Genomic DNA, 16,810 nt, shown 5'->3' with positions numbered 1-16,810 from the left:
CACCTTCCCCTTATGGGGAAGGCTGGATGGGGTGTTTTATAAGAAGGAGAAGTTAATATGTCAGATTACATCTTGGAAATGAAACATATCACAAAAGAGTTTTCCGGTGTGAAGGCCCTTGATGATGTTAATCTGCAGGTGAAAAAGGGAGAAATCCATGCTCTTTGTGGAGAAAATGGAGCTGGTAAGTCTACACTGATGAACGTTCTTTCCGGAGTGTATCCTTACGGTACCTATGAAGGTGACGTTGAATACCATGGGGAGGTTTGTAAATTCCATAACCTTAGGGATTCAGAGGCCAAGGGCATAGTTATTATTCATCAGGAACTTGCTTTAAGTCCCCTTCTTTCCATTGCAGAAAATGTATTCTTAGGTAACGAGCAGCTTTCCATGAAGGGCGTTATAGATTGGACAAAGACCAGACAACGTGCTCAGGAAATGCTTGCAAGAGTTGGTCTTGAAAATGAAAATGTCAATGCTCCTGTAAATTCTCTAGGTGTTGGTAAACAGCAGCTGATTGAAATTGCAAAGGCAATGGCAAAGAAGGTAGAGCTTCTTATTTTGGATGAGCCTACCGCAGCTTTAAATGATGAGGAGTCAAAGAAGCTTCTCGATATCATGTTAGAGCTTAAAAAGCAGGGAATTACCTGTATCATTATTTCTCATAAGTTAAATGAGATTAGCTATGTTGCGGATGCTGTAACAATCATTCGTGATGGTAAAACAATCGAGACTCTCGTTAAGGGAGTGGATGATTTCTCTGAGGACAGGGTTATCAAAGCTATGGTAGGTCGTGAGCTTACAAACAGATATCCTGTAAGAGAGGGTGTCACTATCGGTGATACAATTTTTGAAGTTAAGAACTGGAATGTATATCATCCAGATGATGCAGAGCGTCAGGTTCTTAAGAACATTAACATTGAAGTTAAGGCAGGAGAGGTAGTTGGTCTGGCAGGACTTATGGGCGCAGGACGTACAGAGTTTGCCATGAGTGTTTTTGGACACAGCTACGGACAGAAAATCTCCGGTACAGTAAAGATTAATGGTAAGGAAGTAAATCTTCATACTGTTAAGGATGCCATTGATAACAAGCTTGCTTATGTTACTGAGGACAGAAAGACAAATGGTCTTATCCTGATAGGTGATATTAAGGAAAATATGACTATTGCAGCCCGTCCAAAGTTCTTCTCAAAGCGCGGCGTAATCAATGGTAATGAAGAGATTTTAGCTGCTGAAGAATATAAAAAGAAAATTAACGTAAAAGCGAATTCCATCAATCAGGTGGTTGGATCTCTTTCAGGTGGTAACCAGCAGAAGGTTGTACTTGCAAAGTGGATGCTTACTCAGCCAGATGTTTTGATTTTGGATGAGCCAACACGAGGCATCGATGTAGGTGCTAAATACGAGATTTATTGCGTCATTAATGAGCTGGCAAAGCAGGGCAAGGCGGTAATCGTAATTTCATCAGAAATGCCTGAAATTATCGGTACCTGCGACAGAATCTATGTCATTAATGAGGGAGAGATTGCGGGCGAGCTCACAAGCGCTGAGGTTTCTCAGGAGAAGATTATGCAGTGCGTAATGGCCCACAATAGAAAGGATGATGGAAATGGAAAATAAAAGAGTTAATTTAGACATGAAACAATATGGCATGTTCATTGCTCTTATTGTTATTTATTTAATCTTTGCCCTCCTTACTGGAGGAAAGAACCTTACACCTATGAACATTAACAACCTGGTAATGCAGAACGGCTACGTTGTCATTCTTGCAATCGGTATGTTGCTTTGCGTATTAACTGGTAATGTCGACCTTGGTGTAGGTTCTGTAGTTGCTCTTTGTGGTGCCACAGCTGGCATCATGTTGATGGATTTAAAGATGAATATGTGGATAGCTATTCTTGCAGCTCTCGCTATTGGTCTTTTGGTTGGTATGTTTGCAGGTTTCTTCATTGCATACCTGAGCATCCCACCTTTCGTAGTAACACTTGCTACTATGCTTATGGGCCGTGGTCTTACCTATACACTTTTACAGGCACAGACAAAAGGCCCTCTCCCTACAAATTACAACTTTATCGGAGCTGGTTTCCTTCCAACCTATAAGATTTTCTTCGGTGAGGGAATTCTCGATTTAGTTTCAATAGCTGTTGCAATTATCGCTTCAGTTGCTATTATCTGGGCAGAGCTTAAGAGTGTTAAGACAAAGAAGAAATATAACTTCGCACTTGCACCAGCATGGCAGACAATCGTAAAGGTTGCAATCGAGTTATTTATTCTTTGGTTCTTCCTTTGCAAGCTTGCACGTTACAATGGACTTCCATTTGTACTTCTTATCATGGTAATCCTTATTGCCATCTATGCATTCATTACTACAAAGACAGTAGCTGGTCGTCAGATTTACGCTCTTGGTGGTAACAGAAAAGCAGCTAATCTTTCAGGTATTGATACAAACAAAGTATTCTTCTGGGTATACACAAACATGGGTGTACTTGCAGCAATCGCAGGTATCGTCCTCTCAGCAAGAAACGGATCTTCAACACCTAAGGCTGGTGATGGTTTCGAGATGGATGCCATCGCATCTTGCTACATTGGTGGTGCTGCCGTAGCCGGTGGTTCTGGAACAATCCTCGGTGCAGTTGTAGGTGCCTTCGTAATGGGTGTACTTAACAATGGTATGTCACTCTTTGGATGGTCTACAGATATTCAGAAAATTGTAAAGGGTGCCGTACTTCTCGGTGCCGTTACGGTAGATGTTCTTTCAAAACGTAAAAAGAATTAATCAAAAAAGGATGCCGTAAGGCATCCTTTTTTGCTATAATTATCCTAGTTTTTACGTATTCGGGGGAATAGGGAATGTATAATGTTATGCTTGTTGATGACGAGGAGGAAATCCGTCTCGCCATCGAAAAGAAAATTGACTGGGCGGAGCTGGATTTTAATGTAGTAGGTTCTGCGAGTAATGGGTGGGATGCTTTGGATATGGCTCTTGAGCGCCATCCAGATGTTGTTTTGACTGATATTAATATGCCTTTCATGAACGGTCTCGAGTTTTCAAAGAGACTGAAGGCAGAACTTCCAGACACTAAATTTGTTATCCTTACTGGCTATGATGAGTTTGAGTACGCCAAGGAAGCCATCGAGCTTGCTGTGGTGGAGTACATTTTAAAGCCAGTGGATTCTGATGAGCTGTATCAGCTATTTTCACGTTTAAAAGTGCGCCTTGATGATGAATCAGAAAAGAGACGCAATCTTGAAAATCTAGAGCGATATTATCAGGAGAGTTTTAAATTCTTTAAGGAACAGATTCCTGAGGCCACAGCAAATAATCTAATTGATAAATCTTTGGAGTACATCAAAGAACACTACAAGGATTCAGATTTATCAGTGGATAAGATTTGCTCTTATTTGAATGTCACTCCAAATTATTTTTCCACATTATTTAGAAAACAGACAGGCAAAAACTTTGTGGCTTACCTTACAAATCTTCGTATGGAAAAAGCAAAGTGGCTCCTTGAAAATACAGATGAAAAAGCATACATGATTGCGGGAATGATTGGCTATGATGAGCCTAATTATTTCAGCTATGTATTCAAAAAAGCCTACGGTATTTCACCATCCAAGTACAGACAGCAGAGAGGTAATTAATGAGAACTATTGATTTTCAAAATCAATTTAAAAAAGTTCGTCGTGCCTCTAAAAGGCGAAGCATTCAGCTGATTATTTCTATTTCATTTACCATTGTTTCTATTGTTTCAATGACATTTGTTACACTGGCCCTTTATACCACTTATATAAACAAGGCCCGTGAGACTGCCATAGAAAATAATAAGCAGGTGATTGATCAGATGAGCTGGACCCTCAATTCTTATTTACGAAACATGATGGGGGTGTCCAACAGTATGTATTATGGAGTAATTAAAAATCTGGATTTGACCAGCGACTCCATGAACAGGGAGATGGATATTCTTTACGAGGCTAACAAAGATGATTTGATAAGTATCGCCTGCATTTCTCAGGACGGTGCTCTTATTTCTGCGGCTCCAATTGCCACCAGAAAATCTGGTGTGGATTTCACAGAGCAGGAGTGGTTCACAAGCACAGAAGAGAAAATCGAAAACTTTCATTTCTCAAAACCCCACGTTCAAAACATGTTCGAAAGCAGTAACTACAGATACTACTGGGTAGTGTCCCTGAGCCGAAGTGTGGATCTAAACTACATGGGCTACACAAGAAGGGGCATTCTTCTTGTTGATATGAATTACTCATCTATTGAGCAGATGTTTTCAAGGGTAAATGAGAAGGGGGCAGGCTATGTTTATCTTATAGATTCAGATGGAGACATTATCTATCATCCAAAGCAGAAGGCCATTTATGGCGGTCTTATGCAGGAGAACAACATAACAGCTGCCAGCTATGACGACGGCAGTCACATGGAAAATTTTGATGGAAGTGAAAGAGCGGTGGTGGTAAAGACTATCGGATATACCGGCTGGAAGATTGTTTCTGTTGTGCCGGCTTCAGAGCTTTCTGCACCATATAATCAGCTTCGTGCTTTCATGATGATTATTTTCACCGTTACCATTTTCCTGATTGTTTTCGGCAATATCGTAATTTCGAAGATTGTAACTGATCCAATACGTCAGCTGGAGGATTCTCTCAAGAGTATTGAGGAAGGAAGCCTTGATGCTGAAAAGGTATACATTGGAGGTTCCCATGAAATCAGGCATCTGGGAAGAACTATCAGGTCACTGGTTGTGCAGATGAGAGATTTGATGGATGAAAGAGTAAAGGAACAAAAGGAAAAACGTAAATCCGAATTGAACGCACTGCAGGCTCAGATTAATCCTCATTTCCTTTACAACACCCTGGACTCAGTTGTATGGATGATTGAAGCGGAAAAATATCCTGAGGCTATTTCCATGATTACCAGCCTTGCTTCACTTTTCAGAATCAGTCTTAGTAAGGGAAATAACATCATCACCATCAGGGATGAGATTACCCACGCGAAAAATTATCTGGCCATCCAAAAAGTTAGATATAAGAATAAATTTGAAGCCAATATAGATGTGGATCCTGCTATCGAGGACTGCGTTACTATAAAGCTGATTATCCAGCCGCTGATTGAAAATGCCATTTATCATGCGGTAGGAGATTTGGATGATGAAGGTGTTATCGATATCAAGGGCTACGAGAAGGATGGAGATGTCTACATCGAAGTCAGGGACAATGGCATGGGAATCCCACCGGATGTTCTTGAGGGACTTCTTACAGAAAAGACCAAGTCCAAGGGTAAAGGCAGTGGAATAGGTCTTTGGAACATTAATCAGAGAATCAATCTCTATTTCAAAAATGATTATGGCCTTAGCATTACCAGTGAATTGGATGAGGGCACAGTAGCTACTATCCGCATGCCTAAGATGACCATGGAAGAATACATGGGAGGTGAAGGCAATGAAAAATAGAAGATGGATAATGTTGTTCTTTGCTGCGGTAGGCATTTTGCTTTTGGCAGAGGCCATCATTTACATGAGCTACAGCAATAAGGAAAAAGGGCCTTTTACCATAACTTTTGTGGTGGATTCAGAGGAGCTTCAGGATTATGAAAACATGAAGGCTGGAGCCACAAATGCTGCTATGGATAACAACTGCATTATCGATTTTGTCAGTTCATCAAGAGAGGACAAAGTGGATTCCGATGAAGTGGTTACCGTGGAAAATAACAGTTTGTATTATTCAAAGGGAACGCTTACGGTAGACAAAGAGGCTATGGTTTCTGAGCTGGCTGAAAGGGTGATTGCCAGTGAAAACTGCGACAGGATTCTTCTTGTATCGTCAGGTGAAACAGATAAATATCAGAAGATTATAGATTTATTTAAAGCGGGTTTTGATGAAGCAGGCAGATATGTGGAATATAGACCTCTCTCAACAGATGAAAAGAAGCTGAAGCAGAGCATGTACAATTTGGAACAGTCTGGGCTGTTTGACTGTTTTATCGCACTTGATAAGGAATCCATAGAGGCAGCCTGCGAGGCCAATAACAGAGCCAACAGGTTCGTGGTAATCTACGGAATGGATAACAGCAGCGAGGCTGTATATTATCTGGATAACGGGGGCCTGGAAGCTTTGGCTTACGAGGATGAATATTCCCTTGGTTATATTGCAGTGCGCCAGCTTTTGAAGGACAGGGAAATAAAAAAAGTTTCTGAGAACAGAACCTTCTATTACATAGCAGACAGAGAGAGTATGTACTCGGCTGAGCTTGAGAAGGTATTGTTTCCATTTGTAAAATAGGAGTTGTATGAAAAAGTATTCTGCCATTGGGGCGGCTGTTTTGCTTTTGTTGATAGGGATTTTGTGTATCCGGGAATCTTCAATAGACAAAGCAGATAAGGACACAATTAAAATCGGGGTCACCATGTACAATGAGTTCGACCCTTTCACAGAGAAAATCAGGCAAAATATTCTGGATTATCTTTCTGAAGATGCCAAGGAACTGCAGCTGGATGTGGACTGCAATGTGGTTTACGCCGGTTCAAATCAGCTGGTTCAAAACGATCAGGTGGAGGATTTCATTGATAAGGGTTACGATGTAATCTGCGTAAATCTGGTGGACAGAACAGACGCGTCTGTTATTATAGAAACAGCCAAATCTGCAGATGTTCCGGTGATATTTTTTAACCGTGAGCCTGTAGAGGATGATCTTAATCGTTTCGATAAGCTCTATTACATCGGGGCAAAGCCAGAGGAAAGCGGAAAGCTACAGGGGCTTTTGGTGAGAGATGCCCTTAAAAGCAGATTCGAGGAAGTGGATATCAGCGGTGACGGTGTGATTCAGTATGTTATGCTGGAGGGAGAAGCTGGACATCAGGATTCCATCATTCGCAGCCGAGTATCAGTGGAGACTATTCAGGTGGGCGGAATCCGCCTTGAGCGCCTTGGAGATGAAATAGCAAACTGGGATCGCCAGCAGGCACAGACCAAAATCACCTCACTTTTACAGGGATACCCAAGACAGATAGAGCTGATTATTGCAAATGATGATAATATGGCTCTTGGAGCAGTGGATGCCCTGAAAAGCTTTGGCGTCCAGACCATGCCCCTTATAGTGGGAGTCAATGGCCAGGAGGAGGCTGTGGAGCTTGTGGGAGAGGGTGTAATGCTTGGCACAGTTTTAAACGATGCCAACGAAAAGGGAAGAATTATCGCAAAGATGGCCTTAAGCCTTGCCACAACAGGTCAGCCGCCAGAGGATATTTTCCTGGCAAAGGGAAAGTACTTTTACGTCCCATACAAGCTGATAGACAGAAAGAATTATTCCGATTTTATTGAGGATTCTGAAGCAGTTGCATTTCCTTGATATTTTTTCATAAATGGTTGCTATAATAGGCTTTAAAGGTTTATAATCTTTAAAGTCTATATTTATGTCTAAATTTAATTGCGGAGGTTTACATTGCTAGATAAATTAGAGAAAAAAATAGGTAAATACGCAATCCCAAATCTCATAGTTTATTTGCTTATTGGCTATGTGATTGGATATATGCTTCAGTTCGGTCAGAAATATACAGGGGTTCCATATCTCGATTATTTGACACTGGAGCCACACTTTATTCTCAGGGGAGAGGTATGGAGACTTGTGTCCTGGGTTCTTATCCCACCAAGTAATACTAGTATCCTCTTTGCTGCTATTATGTTCCTGTTATATTACCAGCTTGGAACATCATTAGAGCGTACATGGGGAGCATTCCGTTTTAATGTATATATCTTTGGAGGAATGTTTTTCACAATAATCGGTGCTTTTATTACTTATGCCATCTACGGCCCAACAGTTCCAATTGGACAGTTTATCAGCACTTATTACATTAACTTATCAATATTCCTTGCATTTTCTACTTGTTTTCCAGATATGCAGGTACTTTTATATTTCATCATTCCAATTAAGATGAAATGGATGTCGATTTTTTATCTTCTTATCATAGGATATTCAGTCGCCAACTACCTTATGGCAGGCTATTTATTTGCGGCCATGCCTATTATTGCATCGCTTTTAAACTGGTTCATTTTCTTTATGATGACCAGAAATCTCCAGCGCTACAATCCTAAGGATATTCATCGTAGAGCTGAGTTTAGGAGACAGGCCACACCACCTCGTACACAGTACAGAGATGGCACACCTATAGCACGTCACAAGTGCGCAGTTTGCGGACGTACTGAGATTTCAAATCCAGAGTTGGAATTCAGATTCTGCAGCAAGTGCAATGGAAATTATGAGTATTGCTCTGAGCATTTATTTACTCATCAGCACATAAAAAATAATTAGAAAGTAATTTATAGAAGGGACTATATTAAATAATGAGTGAAGAAGTAGTAAGCAAAAATTTTATCGAGCTTGAGATCGATAAGGATTTGAAGGAAGGGGTTTACGACCACGTTTGTACACGTTTCCCTCCAGAGCCTAATGGATATTTACATATAGGACATGCAAAATCTATCATCTTAAACTATGGTCTCGCTAAGAAGTACAACGGCGAGTTCCACATGAGATTCGATGACACAAACCCTACAAAGGAAAAGGTAGAGTTCGTTGATTCTATCAAGGCTGATATTCAGTGGCTTGGTGCAGATTGGGGCGAGCACCTTTATTTTGCATCAAATTATTTCGATAAAATGTATGAGGTTGCTGTTGACCTTATCAAGAAGGGTCTTGCATACGTTTCAGACCTTACAGCAGAGGAAATGAGAGAGTACCGTGGTGATTTCGAGCACCCAGGTAAGGAAGATCCAAACAGAAACCGTTCTATCGAAGAGAACCTTCAGATGTTCGAGGATATGAAGAACGGCAAATATGAGGATGGTAGCCACACACTTCGTGCAAAGATCGACATGGCATCGCCTAACATCAACATGCGTGATCCAATCCTTTACAGAGTTGCACACATGACACATCACAATACAGGTGACAAGTGGTGCATCTATCCAATGTACGATTTCGCACATCCACTTGAGGATGCCTTCGAAAATATTACACATTCTATCTGTACACTAGAGTTTGAGGATCACAGACCTCTTTATGACTGGGTAGTTAAGTCAGCAGGCTTTGCTAATCCACCACGTCAGATTGAGTTCGCTAAGATGTACCTTACAAACGTTGTTACAGGTAAGAGATACATTAAGAAGCTTGTAGAGGACGGAATTGTTGACGGATGGGACGATCCACGTCTTGTTTCTATCGCAGCACTTCGTCGTCGTGGTTTCACACCTACATCAATTCAGAAGTTCGTTGAACTTTCTGGTGTTTCTAAGGCTAATTCATCATCAGACTACGCTATGCTTGAGTACTGTATCCGTGAGGACCTTAAGACAAGCCGTAGCCGTGTAATGGCAGTTCTTGATCCAGTTAAGCTTGTTATTGATAACTATGAGAGTGATGAAGTAGAGTGGCTTGAGGCTCCAAATAACCTTGAGAACGAGGAGCTTGGCAGCCGTAAGGTTCCATTTGGTAAGGAGCTTTACATCGATAGAGAGGATTTCATGATTGAGCCTCCTAAGAAATACTTCAGACTTTATCCAGGAAATGAAGTACGTCTCATGAACGCTTATTTCGTTACATGTACTTCATATGAGACAGATGAAAATGGCAATGTTACTTGCATTCACTGTACATACGACCCAGCTACAAAGGGTGGAGATGCTCCAGATGGCCGTAAGGTTAAGGGAACAATTCATTGGGTTGCTGCTAAGACAGCTCTTAATGCAGAGGTTCGTCTCTACGAAAATATTGTAGACGAGGAAAAAGGAGTGTATAATGAAGATGGTAGTTTGAATCTCAATCCAAACTCACTTACAGTTCTTAAAAACTGTCTTGTGGAGCCATCTTTAAAGGATGCAAAGGCTTACGACAGTTTCCAATTTGTTAGACAGGGATTTTTCTGTGTAGATGCTAAGGATTCTAAGGAAGACGCATTAGTATTTAACAGAATAGTTTCTTTGAAGAGTTCATTTAAGTTACCTACAAATAACTAATTGTTTACTCACGAGAAGAGGACGGGTTATGAATTTACTTTCTGGAATGGAAAAGTTCGGTTTCTCTATGGATGGGGAACTGGATATTTTGGCGGATGAAAAGCCAAAGAAAGGCGACGCTGCTGGAGCTAAGACCGCAGCACCTGTTGTTAAACAGGAGACGGACTTCGTTATCGATAAGAAGGTTCGCTGCCCTGTGTGTGACAAAGAATTCCCTATTAAGGCTGTTCTTGCTACAAAGCTCAAAAGACTTGAGCCGGATTTCGACTTGAGACCTAATTATGAGCACATTGACAAGATTAAATATGACTTTTTGTCATGTCCTAACTGTGGATTCTCTGCATTGGATACCACATTCTCCAAGATTGATACAGCTCGTGTAAAGCTTATCAGAGCAGAATTTTGTCCAAGCTTTAAGCCACAGCCAAATGAGACTCTTCCAGAGACTTATTCATATGACTATTCAGTGGAAAAGTTCAAGCTTGCACTTATCTGCACCATGAAGAAAAAGGCAAAGATGTCTGAGAAGGCATATGTTTGTCTGAAGATTGCATGGCTCAGACGTGCACAGCTGAAAGAACTTGAACAGGATAAGGAAGCAGATCCAAAGGTTATTGAGTTGGTTAAGAAGGAATACGAAGGCTTCTACAGCCAGGCCTATGAAGGTTTCATGAAGGCCATTTCTTCAGAGACACCACCATATTGCGGAATGGCTTCCGAAGCAGTAGATTTCATGCTTGCTAATATGTCTATGCACTACAAGAAATATGATGCAGCCATGAAGCTTGTTGCGAGACTTATTCAATCGCCAAGCACATCCCGAAAGCTCAAAGACAAATGTGTCGATCTGAAGGATGAAATCACTGAAAAGGTTGCAGCGGCCAAAGCGGCAGCAGCAAATCAAGAATAATAAAGACTTATGGACCACATATCATTTCGATATGTGGTCTTAAAATGTATAGAGGTAGACTATGAATTGGATTAAATATTCCATTAACACAACTACAGAGGCAGAGGATATTGTTGGCGCAGCCCTTATGGAGCTTGGCATTGTTTCTATCGAGATCGAGAACAATGTACCAGTTTCAGGCGAGAAGCAGGGCGGCGAGTACGAGGAGCTTCAGCCAGATCTTCCAGAGGATATGGGCTTATCAAAGGTGAGCTTCTATCTTGGAGAGGAAGAGGACCACGAATCACTTCTCCTTCAGGTAAAGGCAGCTCTTGAAGAGCTTAGAGAGACTATGGATATCGGCGAGGGCACAATCGACACTTCTGTTACAAAGCAGGAAGACTGGATTAACAACTGGAAGCAATTTTTCAAATCCTTCTATATAGATGACATCCTTATTAAGCCTACATGGGAGGAGATTGCTCCTGAGGATAAGGGAAAGATTTTTGTTGAAATCGATCCAGGAGTGTCTTTCGGTACAGGAAAGCACGAGACTACTCAGCTTTGTATCCGTCAGCTTAAGAAATATCTTAAGACTGGGGATGAAATCCTTGATATTGGTTGTGGCTCTGGTATTCTTTCAATCATAGCTAACAAGCTTTTAGATGGAAAATGTCACCTTGTTGGTACAGATATAGATGATGACTGCATCGCTTCTACATATGAGAATTTCGAAGTAAACCATATTTCAAAGGATGCAGGAGATTTTTATGTAGGAAATCTTATCGATGATAAGGATTTACAGGATAAGGTTGGTTATGAGAAGTATGATGTTGTTGTAGCTAATATTTTGGCAGACATTATCATTGCCATGGCACCAGCCATTCCACCTACTATGAAGTCGGGAGCATATTTCATTTCTTCAGGAATTATTAATTTCAAAGAAGATGAAGTAAAGAACGCTCTTGAGGCAGTTGGCCTTGAGATTGTAGAAATCAATCATCAGGGTGAATGGGTAAATATCACAGCTAAGAAGAATTAAAAGAGAACTTATATGCAACAGGTATTTGTAAATGCTGGGCCAGTTGATGGCAAATTTAATATTACGGGGCAGGACGCACATCATCTTACAAAGGTAGTGAGGCTTCGTCCGGGAGAGCGCATCCGTGTTTCAGTAGCCGACGGCACCAATTTTATTTGTGAGGTGTCGGACTATGTAGATAAGGATTTGGAGGCCACAGTGGTGGAGGAGGTTCCATCCACAGAGCTTCCAAATAAGATTTATCTGTTCCAGGCTCTTCCAAAGGGTGATAGAATGGAGACTATCATTGAAAAATGCGTGGAGCTTGGAGCGTACGAAATCATCCCAGTGGAAATGAAAAACTGTATTGTGAAGCTGGATGACAAGAAAAAGAAATCCAAGGTAGAGCGTTATCAGGCCATCGCCAAATCGGCGGCAGAGCAGTCCAAGCGTTCCATTATCCCTAATATTCATTCAGTAATGACTTTCAAGGAAGCCTTTGAATATGCAAAGGAGCTTGATGTTCTTTTACTTCCGTTTGAAAGCAAGAATGGAATGAAGGATACGTATGATTGCCTTTCAGAGCTTAAAGCAGGCCAGAGTATCGGCGTGTTTATTGGACCTGAAGGTGGATTCGCTCCAAATGAAATAGAAATGGTAGAAGGCAGTGTGAAGCTTATTTCACTGGGCCACCGAATACTTAGAACTGACACAGCAGCAATATGCTCACTTAGTATGTTGATGCTTAAATGCGAGGAATTTTAGAAATGATATATTTTGACAACTCAGCTACTACTAAATGCGATGAAGACGCAGTTGCTTTAATGAATAAATGCCTTTTGGAGGATTTTGGAAACCCATCATCACTTCATGGAATGGGAGCAAAGGGCAAGGATTATTTAAAGGAATCCAGAGAGATAATCGCTGGTATTTTAAAGGCGCAGCCAAAGGAAATTTATTTTACTTCAGGCGGTACAGAGAGCAATAACTTGGCTATAAAGGGCGGTGTTGCTGCCAAGAAACGTCGCGGTAATCACATCATCACTACAAAGATTGAGCACGCTTCAGTACTTAATCCTATTAAGTATCTTGAAAAGAAGGAAGGCTTTGAGGTTACATACCTTGGCACTGATGAGTACGGTGTTATCAGCCTTGATGAATTAAAGGCAGCCCTTCGCGAGGATACTATCTTTGTTTCTATTATGATGGTTAACAACGAAATCGGTGCGTTGCAGCCAATCGAAGAAGCTTCAAAGATTATCAAGAGCTTCAATAAGGAGATTCTTTTCCACGTAGATGCTATTCAGGCTTTTGGAAAGCTTGCAATTCAGCCAAAGAAGATGGGAATCGACCTTCTTACAGTCAGCGGACATAAGATTCACGGACCTAAGGGTTCTGGATTTATATATATCAATGAGGCTATCTACAATATTATGGTGCCTCAGATTCTCGGCGGAGGACATGAGAGAGGAATGCGTTCAGGTACAGAGAATGTTCCTGCTATTGCAGCTCTTGGTGTGGCGGCTAAAAAAGCCTATGAAAACCTTGACGAGAATCAAAATCACTTGTATGCTATGAGACATCGTTTAATCGAAGGTGTTTCTGCTATCGAAGGTGTCAGCGTTAACGGACACTTGGATAACAACAGTGCGCCTCAGATTGTCAGTGTTTCTATCAAAGGAAACCGTACAAGAGCCCAGGTTATTTTAAATGCGCTCCAGGATAATTATGGTATTTACGTATCGGCAGGTTCAGCTTGCTCATCAAACAAACCAGCTATCAGTGAGACATTAAAATCAATCGGACTTGAAAAGGATTTATTAGAGCGTACAATTCGTTTCAGCTTCTGCCCAGAGAACACAATGGAAGAAGTGGAGACTGCAATTAAGGCTCTTACAGAGTTAGTTCCAATGATGCAGTTATAGTTTTGTTTATATAGAAAGGACATTATGACTTACCAGGCATTTTTAATTAAGTATTCAGAAATAGGTGTGAAGGGAAAGAATCGTTATATCTTCGAGGATGCCCTTGTTCGCCAGATTAAGAGATCTCTTTATGAGGTTGATGGTAAATTTATCGTTAAGAAGCAGAGCGGTCGTATCTTCATCTCTGTTGAAGGCGATTATGATTATGATGAGGCTGTAAAGGCACTTCAGCACGTATTCGGTATCAGTGCCATCTGCCCAACAGTAGTTGTACCTGATGAGGGCTTTGATGCTCTTGCAGATGCAGTTGTTAAGTACGTAGGCGAAGAGTTCGAAGATAAGAACTTCAGCTTCAAGGTTATGGGTCGTCGTGCAAACAAGCAGTATCCAATGACTTCTATGGAAGTAGCTGCTGAGGTTGGTGCACGTCTTCTTGATGCATACCCAGAGATGAGCGTGGATGTTCACAAGCCAGATAAGATTATCTATGTAGAGGTTCGTGAGAATATCGCTATCTATTCTACAGAGATCCCTGGCCCTTGCGGAATGCCAGTAGGTACAGCTGGAAAGGCAATGCTTCTTCTTTCAGGTGGTATTGATTCACCAGTTGCAGGTTACATGATTTCTAAGCGTGGTGTTACACTTTCAGCTACATATTTCCATGCGCCACCTTACACATCAGAGCAGGCAAAGCAGAAGGTAGTTGACCTTGCAAAGCTTGTAGCAAAGTATTCAGGTCCTATAGATTTACATATTGTAAACTTTACAGATATTCAGCTTTATATTTATCAGCAGTGCGCACATGATGAGCTTACCATTATCATGCGTCGTTACATGATGAGAATAGCAGAGCATTTTGCAAAGGAGAACGACTGCCTCGGTCTTGTTACTGGAGAGTCTATCGGTCAGGTAGCATCACAGACAATGCAGTCACTTAACTGTACAAACGCTGTTTGCTCACTTCCAGTTTACCGTCCACTTATCGCATTTGATAAGCAGGATATCGTAGATATTTCAGAGAAGATTGATACATATGAGACTTCAATTTTACCTTATGAGGATTGCTGTACAATTTTCGTTGCAAAGCATCCTGTTACAAAGCCAAAGCTTGAGGCTATTGAGAAGCACGAGCATTTATTGGATGAGAAGATTGACGAGCTTATGAAGCAGGCAATTGAGTCAGTAGAGATTATCAAAGTAAAATAAAGCAATAAAAAAGACCAGACGAATAAGTCTGGTCTTTAGAATTACTTTTTTAAGGTAAAAAAAGGATTAAACGATATAATCCTTTAATGTAGACATTACATCTTCTGCATCGCCATCAGCGTGAACAGTAAGATCGATTGGCTTAGAAAGATCAAGAGAGAAAATTCCCATGATAGACTTAGCATCAATCACATAACGTCCACTAACAAGATCAAAGTCATAATCGAACTGGCTAATTGTGTTAACAAATGACTTTACCTTGTCGATTGAGTTAAGAGAAATCTGAACTGTTTTCATCTTTATGTGCCTCCTCCGTGAAATTAGTTTAAATACAGTTTTTATACTAAAGCAATGGTACCTAAAAGTCAACAAAACACTTAGTATTTTACAAGATTCAGAAAGGTTTTTAATACAATGAAAAAGGCTGCTTTACACAACCTTGGATGTAAGGTAAATGCATATGAAACAGAAGCCATGGAAGAGCTTCTCAAAAAAGACGGATTTACGATAGTAGGATTCGATGAAATTGCTGACGTGTATGTTATCAACACATGTTCAGTTACTAATATAGCTGACAGAAAATCACGTCAGATGATTCATAAATGTAAAAAGCTCAACCCGGATGCATGCGTTGTTGCTGCTGGCTGCTATGTCCAGAATTTCGGCAACGAAGTAGCAGAGGAGCTTGGGGCTGATATCATTCTTGGAAACAACAAAAAGAATGAGTTGGTTGAGAGAGTACACGAGTACTTTGAAAAGTTGGATACTGTCGACGGTCCTATCATGGACTGGATTGATATAAATGATGGCAATGTTTCTTACGAGAACATGCACATCGAAAAGGATTCTGAACACACCAGAGCTTTTGTTAAGGTTCAGGATGGCTGTAACCAGTTCTGCAGTTACTGCATTATTCCATTTGCAAGAGGTCGTATCAGAAGCCGTGATATCGACGATGTTGTAGAAGAGGTTACAGGTCTTGCGGCAAATGGCTACAAAGAAGTGGTTATCACTGGTATCCACCTTAGCTCATACGGTAGCGGCACAGATTACAATCTTGCTGACTTGCTTGAGGCTATCCAGAAGATTGATGGAGTAGAGCGTATTCGCCTTGGTTCTTTGGAACCACAGATTGTTACAGAGGATTTTGCAAAGAGAGTTTCGGCTCTCTCAAAGATGTGTCCTCATTTCCATCTTTCCCTTCAGTCAGGGTGCGATACTGTTTTAGTTCGAATGAACAGAAAATACACAATTGAAGAGTATACTAGAGGAGTGGAAATTCTTAGGAAGTATTTCAATAATCCAGCCATTACAACTGACATAATCGTAGGTTTCCCAGGTGAAACAGAAGAAGAATTTGATATTACAGCTAATTATGTGAAAGAAATAGCTTTTTATGAGCTTCACGTATTTGCCTATTCAAAGCGTAAGGGCACAAAGGCTGCTACAATGTCAGGTCAGTTGACAAACGCTGTTAAGAAGGAGAGAAGTGCAAAACTTATCTCTATTGGAAACGAGACAACTGAGGCTTACAGAACGTCATTTATCGGCAAGGATTTGGATATCCTTTTCGAAGAGAAGGCTGTAATTGACGGTAAGGAATACTTTATTGGATTCTCTCGCGAGTACATTAAATGTGCCATTTTAGCAGAGGATTCTAAGGATTATACAAATCAGATTTTAGTGGCAAAGGGTACTGTTTTATCAAAGGATAAGCAATACTTGATTGTTGAAATTTAAAGGTTTGTATAT

Annotated in this window: 15 protein-coding genes; 14 read left to right on the top strand and 1 reads right to left on the bottom strand. The window is 40.8% G+C overall.

What is annotated here, in order from left to right; genetic code table 11:
* Positions 1-57 precede the first annotated feature (57 nt).
* The 13 genes from mmsA to thiI all read left to right on the top strand — a co-directional run bounded on the left by mmsA (position 58) and on the right by thiI (position 15,058).
* Positions 58-1,620: a multiple monosaccharide ABC transporter ATP-binding protein gene (gene mmsA, locus G592_RS0111345; protein WP_028247927.1), complete on the top strand. Its 1,563-nt coding sequence runs from the start codon at positions 58-60 to the stop codon at positions 1,618-1,620.
* The gene (gene mmsB / locus G592_RS0111340) at positions 1,610-2,776 is read left to right on the top strand and encodes a multiple monosaccharide ABC transporter permease (protein WP_028247926.1); all 1,167 of its coding nucleotides are present in this window, start codon (positions 1,610-1,612) and stop codon (positions 2,774-2,776) included. The genes mmsA and mmsB overlap by 11 nt, the downstream gene beginning before the upstream one ends.
* A 74-nt stretch (positions 2,777-2,850) precedes the next feature.
* On the top strand, positions 2,851-3,642 hold the full coding sequence (locus G592_RS0111335) for a response regulator transcription factor (protein ID WP_028247925.1): 792 nt from the start codon (positions 2,851-2,853) through the stop codon (positions 3,640-3,642).
* Complete coding sequence (locus tag G592_RS0111330) at positions 3,642-5,459, top strand: sensor histidine kinase (RefSeq protein ID WP_028247924.1); 1,818 nt, start codon at positions 3,642-3,644, stop codon at positions 5,457-5,459. Before G592_RS0111335 ends, G592_RS0111330 begins: the two co-directional genes overlap by 1 nt.
* Complete coding sequence (locus tag G592_RS0111325) at positions 5,449-6,288, top strand: substrate-binding domain-containing protein (RefSeq protein ID WP_028247923.1); 840 nt, start codon at positions 5,449-5,451, stop codon at positions 6,286-6,288. Before G592_RS0111330 ends, G592_RS0111325 begins: the two co-directional genes overlap by 11 nt.
* Positions 6,289-6,295: 7 nt before the next feature.
* Positions 6,296-7,354, top strand: a complete 1,059-nt coding sequence (locus G592_RS0111320) for a galactose ABC transporter substrate-binding protein (RefSeq protein ID WP_028247922.1) — start codon at positions 6,296-6,298, stop codon at positions 7,352-7,354.
* Between the two features lie 93 nt (positions 7,355-7,447).
* The gene (locus G592_RS0111315; protein ID WP_036952733.1) at positions 7,448-8,314 is read left to right on the top strand and encodes a hypothetical protein; all 867 of its coding nucleotides are present in this window, start codon (positions 7,448-7,450) and stop codon (positions 8,312-8,314) included.
* Positions 8,315-8,346: 32 nt separating this feature from the next.
* On the top strand, positions 8,347-10,017 hold the full coding sequence (locus G592_RS0111310; protein WP_028247920.1) for a glutamine--tRNA ligase/YqeY domain fusion protein: 1,671 nt from the start codon (positions 8,347-8,349) through the stop codon (positions 10,015-10,017).
* A 28-nt stretch (positions 10,018-10,045) separates the two neighbouring features.
* A complete protein-coding gene (locus G592_RS0111305) occupies positions 10,046-10,927 on the top strand; it encodes a DUF2225 domain-containing protein (protein ID WP_028247919.1) in 882 nt (293 codons plus the stop codon).
* Between the two features lie 61 nt (positions 10,928-10,988).
* Positions 10,989-11,948, top strand: a complete 960-nt coding sequence (gene prmA, locus G592_RS0111300) for a 50S ribosomal protein L11 methyltransferase (RefSeq protein ID WP_028247918.1) — start codon at positions 10,989-10,991, stop codon at positions 11,946-11,948.
* A 12-nt stretch (positions 11,949-11,960) separates the two neighbouring features.
* Positions 11,961-12,692, top strand: a complete 732-nt coding sequence (locus tag G592_RS0111295) for an RsmE family RNA methyltransferase (protein WP_028247917.1) — start codon at positions 11,961-11,963, stop codon at positions 12,690-12,692.
* Positions 12,693-12,694: 2 nt separating this feature from the next.
* On the top strand, positions 12,695-13,852 hold the full coding sequence (locus G592_RS0111290; RefSeq protein ID WP_036952730.1) for a cysteine desulfurase family protein: 1,158 nt from the start codon (positions 12,695-12,697) through the stop codon (positions 13,850-13,852).
* Positions 13,853-13,876: 24 nt separating this feature from the next.
* On the top strand, positions 13,877-15,058 hold the full coding sequence (gene thiI, locus G592_RS0111285; protein WP_028247915.1) for a tRNA uracil 4-sulfurtransferase ThiI: 1,182 nt from the start codon (positions 13,877-13,879) through the stop codon (positions 15,056-15,058).
* A 66-nt stretch (positions 15,059-15,124) separates the two neighbouring features.
* Here thiI and G592_RS0111280 read toward each other — a convergent pair whose 3' ends face one another.
* Positions 15,125-15,355 (bottom strand): HPr family phosphocarrier protein, encoded by a 231-nt coding sequence (locus tag G592_RS0111280; RefSeq protein ID WP_015549566.1) that lies wholly within the window; start codon positions 15,353-15,355, stop codon positions 15,125-15,127.
* 117 nt (positions 15,356-15,472) lie between these two features.
* On the opposite strand from G592_RS0111280, the gene mtaB reads away from it, so the two are divergent.
* Positions 15,473-16,798: a tRNA (N(6)-L-threonylcarbamoyladenosine(37)-C(2))-methylthiotransferase MtaB gene (gene mtaB, locus G592_RS0111275; RefSeq protein ID WP_028247914.1), complete on the top strand. Its 1,326-nt coding sequence runs from the start codon at positions 15,473-15,475 to the stop codon at positions 16,796-16,798.
* Positions 16,799-16,810: the final 12 nt, after the last annotated feature.

Source organism: Pseudobutyrivibrio ruminis CF1b (assembly GCF_000424005.1).
In the GTDB taxonomy this organism is placed as follows: Bacteria; Bacillota; Clostridia; order Lachnospirales; family Lachnospiraceae; genus Pseudobutyrivibrio; species Pseudobutyrivibrio ruminis_C.
The sequence above is the reverse complement of the archived record's forward strand: the minus strand, read 5'-3'. Positions and strand labels throughout refer to the sequence as shown.

Excerpts from the sequence above, each read along its gene's own strand:
- mmsA (WP_028247927.1), top strand. The coding sequence starts at position 58 with ATGTCAGATTACATCTTGGAAATGAAACATATCACAAAAGAGTTTTCC.
- mmsB (WP_028247926.1), top strand. The coding sequence starts at position 1,610 with ATGGAAAATAAAAGAGTTAATTTAGACATGAAACAATATGGCATGTTC.
- G592_RS0111335 (WP_028247925.1), top strand. The coding sequence starts at position 2,851 with ATGTATAATGTTATGCTTGTTGATGACGAGGAGGAAATCCGTCTCGCC.
- G592_RS0111330 (WP_028247924.1), top strand. The coding sequence starts at position 3,642 with ATGAGAACTATTGATTTTCAAAATCAATTTAAAAAAGTTCGTCGTGCC.
- G592_RS0111325 (WP_028247923.1), top strand. The coding sequence starts at position 5,449 with ATGAAAAATAGAAGATGGATAATGTTGTTCTTTGCTGCGGTAGGCATT.
- G592_RS0111320 (WP_028247922.1), top strand. The coding sequence starts at position 6,296 with ATGAAAAAGTATTCTGCCATTGGGGCGGCTGTTTTGCTTTTGTTGATA.
- G592_RS0111310 (WP_028247920.1), top strand. The coding sequence starts at position 8,347 with ATGAGTGAAGAAGTAGTAAGCAAAAATTTTATCGAGCTTGAGATCGAT.
- G592_RS0111305 (WP_028247919.1), top strand. The coding sequence starts at position 10,046 with ATGAATTTACTTTCTGGAATGGAAAAGTTCGGTTTCTCTATGGATGGG.
- prmA (WP_028247918.1), top strand. The coding sequence starts at position 10,989 with ATGAATTGGATTAAATATTCCATTAACACAACTACAGAGGCAGAGGAT.
- G592_RS0111295 (WP_028247917.1), top strand. The coding sequence starts at position 11,961 with ATGCAACAGGTATTTGTAAATGCTGGGCCAGTTGATGGCAAATTTAAT.
- G592_RS0111290 (WP_036952730.1), top strand. The coding sequence starts at position 12,695 with ATGATATATTTTGACAACTCAGCTACTACTAAATGCGATGAAGACGCA.
- thiI (WP_028247915.1), top strand. The coding sequence starts at position 13,877 with ATGACTTACCAGGCATTTTTAATTAAGTATTCAGAAATAGGTGTGAAG.
- G592_RS0111280 (WP_015549566.1), bottom strand. The coding sequence starts at position 15,355 with ATGAAAACAGTTCAGATTTCTCTTAACTCAATCGACAAGGTAAAGTCA.
- mtaB (WP_028247914.1), top strand. The coding sequence starts at position 15,473 with ATGAAAAAGGCTGCTTTACACAACCTTGGATGTAAGGTAAATGCATAT.